The sequence below is a fragment of the Spirillospora sp. NPDC049652 genome (genome assembly GCF_040675125.1).
GTDB lineage: Bacteria > Actinomycetota > Actinomycetes > Streptosporangiales > Streptosporangiaceae > Spirillospora.
The window spans coordinates 1-4,330 of sequence record NZ_JBFAOF010000635.1 but is presented as its reverse complement, the minus strand read 5'-3'; the positions used below and the strand labels follow the sequence as shown (position 1 = coordinate 4,330).

At 76.7% G+C, this 4,330-nt stretch carries 5 protein-coding genes; 1 reads left to right on the top strand and 4 read right to left on the bottom strand.

What is annotated here, in order from left to right; all coding sequences use genetic code 11:
• Positions 1–482: hypothetical protein (locus AB0J52_RS29590; protein WP_500185845.1), on the top strand; the 482-nt coding region annotated here is incomplete at its 5' end.
• On the opposite strand, the gene AB0J52_RS29585 is transcribed toward AB0J52_RS29590, so the two are convergent.
• The 4 genes from AB0J52_RS29585 to AB0J52_RS29570 all read right to left on the bottom strand — a co-directional run.
• Positions 444–1,691, bottom strand: coding sequence for an acyltransferase family protein (locus AB0J52_RS29585; protein ID WP_500185842.1), 1,248 nt, complete (start codon positions 1,689–1,691; stop codon positions 444–446). The two genes, AB0J52_RS29590 and AB0J52_RS29585, sit on opposite strands and share 39 nt — an antisense overlap.
• The gene (locus tag AB0J52_RS29580) at positions 1,688–2,470 is read right to left on the bottom strand and encodes a glycosyltransferase family 2 protein (RefSeq protein WP_500185840.1); all 783 of its coding nucleotides are present in this window, start codon (positions 2,468–2,470) and stop codon (positions 1,688–1,690) included. The genes AB0J52_RS29585 and AB0J52_RS29580 overlap by 4 nt, the downstream gene beginning before the upstream one ends.
• Positions 2,471–2,481: 11 nt before the next feature.
• Positions 2,482–4,152, bottom strand: a complete 1,671-nt coding sequence (locus tag AB0J52_RS29575; RefSeq protein ID WP_500185838.1) for an MFS transporter — start codon at positions 4,150–4,152, stop codon at positions 2,482–2,484.
• Positions 4,149–4,330, bottom strand: a 182-nt coding sequence (locus tag AB0J52_RS29570) for a hypothetical protein (protein WP_500185836.1), incomplete at its 5' end; no start/stop codon positions are given. The genes AB0J52_RS29575 and AB0J52_RS29570, both read right to left, overlap by 4 nt.

The following is a 4,330-nucleotide window of genomic DNA, read 5'->3' as shown; positions in this document are numbered from 1 at the left end:
CTCCCGCCGCCACGCCGCGAGTGCCCGACGCGCGCGCGACGCGGGCGCTCCGCGTCGCGGCCCCGGCCGTCCTCGCGGCGGCCCTCGGATTCTGGCTGGCGGGTCCGCTCGGGCTGGCCGTCGCGGCGGTGTCCGCGCTGGTCGGAGCCTTGCCGCAGTGGTCGGGACGGCGCGCGGCCCGGACCGTCCGGTCCGCCTGGATCGCCGCGTTCTTCATGCTGGTCGGCGGTGTCTCGGTCGCCGCCGCGGCCTGGCTGAACCAGCACGGCGTCCGGCCGGACCTGCTGCCGCTGCTCCGGGACGTCCTGCCGCAGATCTGCGGACTGGTCGTCCTGGGCCGCCTCACCGCCGCGCTCACCGCGCCGGACGCCCCCGACATCTGGCTGGCCGACGGCGTCGCCCTCCAATGGGCCCCGGCCGCCGACCCGGGGGCCGGACCAGGGTCAACCACCGGCGGCGGTGTCCGTCCGAGCGGGTCGTGAGTTCAGCCGGCCGCCCAGCTTCCGGACGGGCTCCTCGACCGCGTAATAGCTGACCGTCGCGACGGCGACGGTCAGCGCGAGGCACACCGGGAAGTCGGTCAGCAGGTCGCCGGTGAACGGCGCGTGGTCGGTCAGGTCGAACCACACGAAGATCACCACGAACTGCCAGAGGAAGACCCCGTAGGAGACGCGGCCCAGGAACGCCAGCACCGGGTTGCCGAGGACGCGTCCGACCAGCGGGTCGCCGGCCGGGGCCAGCGCCGCCGGGGCGACCAGCAGCAGCGCGACCAGTCCGTACAGCACGACGCTGAACCCGGTCGTCCAGGCGTTGGTGGAGTTCAGCCGGGACAGGCCGGTGAACGGCGTGGACGCGATGACGTAGACGAGCACGCAGGCCGTCCAGCAGGTCACGGCCGAGGCGGCGACCGTCCGCGCGAACCGGGCCGCCGGGCCGGACGGCACCGCGTTCGCCCAGACCGTCACCACGGCCAGCGCCATCCCGCCCCCGAACCAGCCGAGGTACTGCGGGAGCATGCTGCCCCAGTACGGCGGGTTCGGCGTCTTGAGCACGGCCACCGCGTAGAGGACGGACCCCACCGACATCGCGCCCAGCGCGTACAGCAGCCGCCGGGCACGGACGTCAACGGACGTCCCGCGCCGGGCCCACCGGTCCAGCAGGAAGGCGAGCAGGGGCAACGCGACGTAGAAGGACGCCTCGACGCACAGGCTCCACATCTGCCCGAGCCCCTTGGGGCCCAGATGGTCCGTCCACCACGGATGCGGGTCGTAGCCGTAGGTGAGCGTGCCGATGCCGACCAGGCTCGGGATGTCCGACAGGTGGTCGCGGCTGTACATGCCGAGGGCGACCGCCATGACGACCCAGTACGCGGGCATGAGCCGCAGCAGGCGGCGCCACAGGTAGCCGCCCGTCCCGGGGGAGCGGCGCAGGCCGAGCGCCGCCGACGCCCAGGGCCGGTACAGCAGCAGCCCGGACAGGACGAAGAAGATGGGCACGCCGATCTCGCCCCGGGACAGCAACCGCGTCAGCGGTGTGGGCTCGCCCGTGAGGTAGCCGGTGCTCGCGGCCACGTGGAACAGCAGCACCATGAGCGCGGCGATGGCCCGGACGCCGTCGAGCGCGTCCTGCCTGCCGGAGATGACCGGCAGCTTGGACGCGGCGGGGGCGGACGCCGGCGCGGTCGCGGTCACGGCTTCCCCTTCCCCGACGCGCGGGCGCCCGCGAGCAGCCCGGCCGCCTCGGTCGCCTTCAGGACGAGCACCCCGGCCGCGACGACCGGGGAGTCCAGCAGAGGGAGCCGCCGGAGCGTCCCGCCCCGGCCGAACGACCGCGCGGTCGGACGGTCCCGGTACGCGGGCAGCCACCGCCCGTAGTAGCGCCGCTTGCGGTAGGCGGACCGGAGCGTGATGCGGCCCTCGTCGTGCAGGACGCCCGAGGCCGTCCGGCCGATCCGCAGGCCCGTCGCGGCGACGCGGTCGGCGAGGTCCCAGTCCTCGAAGGCGCTGAGGCCCTCGTCGTAGCCGCCGACGGCGGCCAGCGCCGTCCGGCGGAAGATCCGCGCCGCCTCCACGGCCGGATCGCCCAGGTAGGCGCGCTTCTCCACGGCCCGCACCCGCGCCCAGAAGCCCTGCCCGAACGACTCCTCCGGGATGACCAGCCCGCCCAGGCCCGGGTCGGCGGCGAACGCCCCGGCCGCCTCGGCGGCGACGCCGGGGGAGACGACCATGTCCGAGTCCACGAAGGCCACGACGTCCCCGGACGCGGCCCGCCAGCCGAGGTTGCGCTGCGCGCTGCGCTCCGGCCCGCCCGTCAGCACGGTGTCGGCGTACGCGGCGGCGATCCCGGGCGTCCCGTCCGTGGACGCGTTGTCCACCACGACCAGCTCGACCGGTTCGCTCTGCGCGCGCAGCGAGGCGAGGCACCGCTCCAGCGTCCGCGCGGAGTCGCGGGTCGGGACGACGACGGTCACACGTGCGGTGCTCAGCGCGACCTCCCGGGGTGGACGTGTCGGAGCAGGCTAGCCCGAATCATCCCGATTCGGGATCGTCCTCTCCCCGCGTCCCCGGCGTCCCCGGCCACCGGGACGTCCCGGCCTCCGGCCGCCGCGTACCCGCCCACGGCGTCCCGGGCCGCCGTGTCCGGGCCTTCGGCCGCCGCGAACCCGCCCCCGGTGGCCCGGGTCACCGCGTCCGGGCCTCCGGCCGCTGCGTCCCCGGGCCCGGTCGGGGGGCCGTCCGTCCAGGGGAGGCGGCGGGGGAGCAGCGCGGCGAGGGCGGCGGCCGCGAGGAGAACCGGGACCATGACGCCGAGCGTCCGGGCCGCCGCGCCGGGTGCGGACGCCGCGTCCCCCGAAGCGCCGCCGGAGTAGAAGGCGAGCCCGGCCGCGGCGACTCCGAGGACGCCCGCGAACTGCGTGACCGAGTTGTAGACGCCGGACGCCGCCCCGGACTCGCCCGCCGGGACGTCCGCGAGGACGGCGTTGGCCAGCACCGGCAGCACCAGCCCCATGCCGATCCCGGCGCAGAACAGTCCGGGGAGCAGGTGCCAGGGCCGCAGATCCGTCCCGGCCAGGGCGAAGACGGCCGCGAGCCCGCCGACCCCGCACGCCATCACGACCAGGCCCGTCCGGACGAAGGCGCGGGCGCGGGGCGGGCCGAGCCGGTGCGTGGGCTGGGCCGTGCAGGCCATCCCGGCGGGCCAGGCCGCGCCGGTCAGCGCGACCAGCAGCGGCGACCAGCCGAGCCCCGACTGGAGTGCCCAGGTGAGCGCGATGAAGCAGGCCGCGACCGTGCCGAACAGCGCCGTGGTCAGCACCAGCCCGGCCGCGAACGAGCGGCGGCGCAGCAGCGACGGCGGGACGAGCGGGCTCCGCCCGAGCCGTTCGCGACGCGTCTCCACCAGCACGAACGCCGCCACCGCCGGGACGCCGGCGAGCAGCAGGACGAGGCTCCACACCGGTCCGCCGAGCGCCCGCCCCTGGACGAGCGGCAGCGTCAGCGCGAGCGCGGCGACACCCGCCAGCAGGACCCCGGCCAGGTCCAGGCGGGGCGGCGGGGTCGCGCGCGAGTCGTCCATCCAGCGGTCCACCCCGAGCAGGGCCGCCAGCCCGACCGGGACGTTCACCAGGAAGATCGCCCGCCAGCCGAGCCCCGCGACGTCGTAGTGCAGCAGCAGCCCGCCGAGCAGCGGCCCCCCGACCTGCGCCGCGCCGAGCAGGACGCCGTAGAGGGTGAACGCGCGGGCGCGGGCGCGTCCGGGTGGGAACTGGACGCTGATCACCGAGAGCGTCTGCGGCACCATCACGCCCGCGAACACGCCCTGCGCGGCCCGCGCCGCGATCAGCGCGCCGGGGGAGTGCGCCGCCCCGGCCGCCCACGACGCGAAGACGAAGCCCGCCAGGCCGGACAGCAGCACCCGCCGCCGGCCGAGGATGTCGCCGAGCCGCCCGCCCGTGACCAGCAGCAACGCGTAGGCGAGGGCGTAGGCGGAGACCGTCCACTGGCCGAGCCGCGGACCGGCGTGCAGGTCCTCCTGGATCCGGGGCAGCGCGACGTTCACGACCGTCACGTCCACCAGGTCCATGAACGCCGCGGTGAGCGCGGCGGTCAGCGCGAGCCACCGGCGCTCGGGCGCGCGAAGACGCGGGCTCACGGGACGCGCGTCCGACGCCGCACGCACCCCGCACCCCGCCGCGCGCCCAGTCGCCCGCCCAGCCGCGCGAACAGCCGCGCGGCCGACCGCGCGTACAGCGGCGCTGCCGGCTGTGCGGCCAGCGGGGCGGCCAGGCGCGCGTACAGCGGCGCGGCCGAGCGCGCGTTCAGTCGCGCGG